At 73.2% G+C, this 3,112-nt stretch carries 3 protein-coding genes; 1 reads left to right on the forward strand and 2 read right to left on the reverse strand.

Annotated features, from left to right (window positions below):
* Nucleotides 1-1,406, reverse strand: a 1,406-nt coding sequence (locus tag H3C53_06150; protein ID MBW7916252.1) for a TldD/PmbA family protein, incomplete at its 3' end; no start/stop codon positions are given.
* Nucleotides 1,407-1,496: 90 nt separating this feature from the next.
* Between H3C53_06150 and H3C53_06155 the strand changes: the two genes are divergently transcribed.
* The gene (locus H3C53_06155; GenBank protein ID MBW7916253.1) at nt 1,497-2,387 is read left to right on the forward strand and encodes an NAD-dependent protein deacetylase; all 891 of its coding nucleotides are present in this window, start codon (nt 1,497-1,499) and stop codon (nt 2,385-2,387) included.
* Between the two features lie 14 nt (nt 2,388-2,401).
* Here the strand turns inward: H3C53_06155 and H3C53_06160 are convergent, their stop codons facing one another.
* On the reverse strand, nt 2,402-3,109 hold the full coding sequence (locus H3C53_06160) for an ABC transporter ATP-binding protein (GenBank protein MBW7916254.1): 708 nt from the start codon (nt 3,107-3,109) through the stop codon (nt 2,402-2,404).
* Nucleotides 3,110-3,112 lie beyond the last annotated feature (3 nt).

Below are 3,112 nucleotides of genomic sequence, written 5' to 3' on the forward strand. Positions count from 1 at the left end.
GCCTCCCCGCCCACGATGATCTCGCTGACGAGCAGGTGCGGCTGGCCGACCTCCACGGGCAGCGAGCCCGACATCGAGCCGCACATGCCCGGCGCGGTGGAGAGGTCGTCGGACACGGCCACGATGCGCTTGATCGACTCGGGTCCTTTGCCGACGAGCATGGCGCCGCGCACCGGCTCGGCCAGCTGGCCGTTCCGGATGAGGTACCCCTCGTTCACGGCGAAGTTGTACTCGCCGGAGCCCGGCCTGACCTGGCCGCCGCCCATGGTCTTGGCGTAGAGGCCGTACTCGATGCCTGAGAAGAGCTCCTCCTTCGGCGTGGTTCCAGGGAGCACGAAGGTGTTGCGCATGCGGGACGTGGGCGCGAACGTGTAATCCTGCCTGCGGCCGGAGCCGGTGGCGCGGTAGCCGGTCATCAGCGAGCCCCAGCGATCCACCATGTAACTCTCCAGCACGCCGTCCCTGATCAGCACCGTCCGTTCCGTCGGGGCGCCCTCGTCGTCGAAGCGCGACGACCCCCAGCCGTGGGGCGTCGTGCCGTCGTCCACGTAGGTCACGACGTCGGAGGCCACCTTCTCGCCCAGCTTGCCGGCCAGGGCGGAAGCGTTGCGGGCCACCGCCGTGGTCTCGAGAAGGTGCCCGAGGGCCTCGTGGAAGATGACGCCGCCGAACGCGTCGCCTATCACGACCGGCATGCTGCCGGCGGGCGCCTTGCGGGCCCGCAGGTTCAGTAGCGCCATCTCGGCGGCGCGCCGGCCGGCCTCGGCGGGGGGGTGAAGCTCGAGCAGCTCGAGGCCCATCGACAGGCCCGGCCCGGCGTGACCGGACTGGGTGTCCACGCCGTCGCTGGCGATGACCTGAGCGACGAGGCGCGTGCGCACGCGCCGGTCGTCGGCCACCACGCCGTCGGAGTTGGCGACGGTGACGTCCTGCTCCCACTCGAGCAGCCGGGCCTCGACCTGCTTGACCTCCGGCGCGATGCGCGCTCCCGCGGCGAGCTCCCTGAGACGCTCGAGCCGCCACGCCTTGTCGCGCGCGTCGAACGTGAGGCGGGGCGAGTGGATGTCTGGGCCACCCGCGGCCGTGCGCAGGTCGAGGCCGCCGCGACCGGCGGCGTCGGGCACGGCGGCGCCCTCGGCCCCGGTCGCGCGCACCGAGACCAGGCTGTCGAGCAGCTCGACGAGCGCGCCCTCGCCCAGGTCGTTGGTGTAGCCGTAGACGACGTCCGTGCCGAAGAAGAGGCGGATGCCGGCGCCGTACTGGATGTTGCTGGTCGCCTCCTCCACCGCGTCGTCGATGGTGCGCAGGAGGCGGCGGCGCCAACGTTCGGCGTACACCTCCACGTGGTCCGCGCCGGCGCGCTTGCCGCGGCCGATCAGGGCGGCGTAGCTGTCGTGGCTGAGCATGGGGGATGGTACCGCGCCGAGCGGACCCCCGCCGCCGCACGCATCCCGCTCCGCGACGGAGTGGAGGGACGCGCGAAGTTACCATCCGGCATGAGCGTCGATCCCACGGCCGGGCGACCGGACCCCGCAGCCTCCGGCACGGCGCCGGGCGGCGGGGCCGCGGCGGAGTTGGCCGGCTTCCTCGGCGCCCACCGCAGCCTCGTCCTGACCGGCGCGGGCATATCGACGGATTCGGGCATCCCCGACTACCGCGGGGTTCACCGTCGCGCCGCCCCACCCAAGCCGATGACGTTCCAGGAGTTCGTGGGCAGCGAGGGAGCCCGCCGGCGTTACTGGGCGCGCAGCGCGGTGGGTTGGGCGGCCATGGCCGCCACGCGACCCAACCCCTCGCACGCCGCCGTGACCGAGCTCGAGCGCCTCGGGCTCACCGCCGGCGTGGTGACGCAGAACGTCGATGGGCTGCACCGCCGGGCCGGCACCCGCTCCCTCGTGGAGCTGCACGGCGACCTGGCGCTCGTGACCTGCCTGCGGTGCAAGACGCGGGAGACGCGGGAGAGCTTCCAGGCGCGGCTACTTGAGCTCAACCCGGCCTTCGCCGGGTTGAGGGCCGAGCGGCTGCCCGACGGCGACGCCGCCCTCCCGACGGGTCTCGAGGACGGCTTCGAGGTTCCCGTCTGCACCGTGTGCGGCGGGGTCCTCAAGCCCGACGTGATCTTCTTCGGGGAGAACGTGCCGCGGGCGCGCGTCGAGCAGGCCATGCGCTGGTTGGAGGGGGCCGATGCCCTGCTCGTGCTCGGTTCGTCGCTGGAGGTCTTCTCCGGCTACCGGTTCGTCAAGGCGGCCGTCGTCGCCGGCAAGCCCGTGGCCATCGTCAACCAGGGCCCGACTCGCGGCGACGCCGCTGCCGCCTTGCGGCTGGAGGCGGGGTTGGGCGAGGTGCTGCCCGCCGCCGTGGCCCTGGCGGCGGGCGGGGCCGCCTGAGTGGGCCGAGGGCGTCACATCGACAGGTACGCCTCGCGCACGGCGGGGTTCAGCAGCAACTCTGCGCCCGTCCCCTGCAGCGCGACCTCGCCGTTCTCGAGCACGTAGGCGCGGTCGGCGATCCGCAGCGACTGCTGCACGTTCTGCTCCACCAGCACGACGGTCACGCCCTCCGCGTTGATCTGCTCGAGGGCGCGGAACACGGTGAGCGACAGGGCCGGCGACAGGCCGAGCGACGGCTCGTCGACGAGCAGTAGCCGCGGGTCGCTCATCAGCGCCCTACCGATGGCGAGCATCTGCCGCTCCCCGCCCGAGAGCGTGCCGGCCAGCTGGGCGCCGCGCTCCGCCAGGCGCGGGAACAGGTCGAAGACGAGCTTGCGGTTGGTGGCCGCCCGCCCGCGCGCGCGCCGCAGGTACTCGGCGCCGCTCTCGAGGTTCTCCCGCACGGTCATGAGGGGGAAGAGCTGCCTCCCCTCCGGCACGTGCCCGACGCCGGCCCGCACGACCCGCGCCGGCGACAGGCCCGCCAGCGACAGGCTGCCGAACGCCGTGACGGTGCCGCTCCGGACGGGGACGAGGCCGCTGATGGTGCGAAGCAGCGTCGTCTTGCCCGCCCCGTTGGCGCCGATGATGGTCACGAACTCGCCGTCCTCCACGGTGAGGTCGACGTCCCACAGGACGGTTATCTTGCCGTAACCCGCGCGCAGCGCGCGCACCTCCAGCGC

Source organism: Trueperaceae bacterium, from assembly GCA_019454765.1.
Taxonomy (GTDB): Bacteria; Deinococcota; Deinococci; order Deinococcales; family Trueperaceae; genus JAAYYF01.

Excerpts from the sequence above, each read along its gene's own strand:
- H3C53_06155 (MBW7916253.1), top strand. The coding sequence starts at position 1,497 with ATGAGCGTCGATCCCACGGCCGGGCGACCGGACCCCGCAGCCTCCGGC.